1 protein-coding gene is annotated in these 1177 nt (G+C 59.0%); it reads left to right on the forward strand.

Annotated features, from left to right (window positions below; all coding sequences use genetic code 11):
• Positions 1–1177, forward strand: a 1177-nt coding sequence (locus NKI08_RS34445; protein ID WP_352775957.1) for a M24 family metallopeptidase, incomplete at its 5' end; no start/stop codon positions are given.

Here is a 1177-nt window from a genome sequence, read left to right on the forward strand (position 1 = left end):
TTTTTTTATGCCAGTAGTTAAAGGTCCGCAGGTTTTCCCGCGCTGGGAATATCTGCGCAGGCTCACTGCGGTGAAAGCGAGGATGGCTGAGCGTGACATCGCCGCGGCGTTCATCACTGACAACGCACATATTACATACCTGACGGGATCCGTCGCTCACTCTTATGACACGCGCGGCGTAGTGATCCTTGCCTCGCGGGAAGAGCCGGTCTTTATCCTACGCTGGATGGACGTTGCCGCGGCCGTGCAAGAGACCTTCATGGAACGCGATAGCATCGTGGGCTACTCGGAAGAGTTGATGGGCGATCCTGACAAGAACGGTTACGACGCGGTCATTGACTTTTTGTTGGAGCAGGGACTGGGGCAGAGTGGCATTGGGCTTGAGCTGTGCAACTTGACGGTCGACTCCGCTGAAAAGTTCAAAGGCTGTTTGCCGCAAGCGCGCATTGACGACTTCTCGAACGTGGTGACCCGCATTCGCACGCTCAAGTCCGATCTTGAGATCGCTGTCATGCGTGAGGCAGCCGCGATTTCCGACGCTGGTGTGCTCACCGCGGCGGAAGTCATGCGCCCCGGCATGCGGGAGGCCGATGCCATCGCCGAAATTGTGGGAACGCTCGCCCGCGGCGCGAACGGCAAACCCGGAACATGGATCGCAACGCCCTACCTCTGTGCAACGTCACGCATTGGCAACCCGCACACCACCTGGAGCGAGGACACCCTGCGGGAGGGTTCCCAGGTCAATCTCGAGATCGCCGGCGTACGGCATGACTACTACGCCCCGATCTGCCGGACCTATTCCCTCGGCAAACCGTGCGACCGCCTGTTGCGCATCCACGAAGCGCAGCTTGCCGGCCTCGAGGCGGGGCTGAATGCAATCCGTGCGGGAGCCGTTAGCGGCGAAGTCGCCAAAATCATTCACAGCACGACCGAGAAGCACGGGTTCAAGAAGCGGTCGCGCGCCGGATACTCCATCGGTATCAACTGGATGGAAAAGACGACCAGCCTTAAGCTCGGCGATACAACGGTCCTCAAGCCGAACATGACCTTCCACCTGCATCTTGGTTCCTGGGTCGAGGAAGATTTCGGCTACGTGATTAGCGAAAGCATTCGCGTCACCGAATCCGGAGTCGAGGTTCTCACAAAGGCGCCGCGGCAACTCTTTAGATTGGGCTGA

This window comes from Mesorhizobium sp. M0768, from assembly GCF_040320195.1.
In the GTDB taxonomy this organism is placed as follows: domain Bacteria; phylum Pseudomonadota; class Alphaproteobacteria; order Rhizobiales; family Rhizobiaceae; genus Mesorhizobium.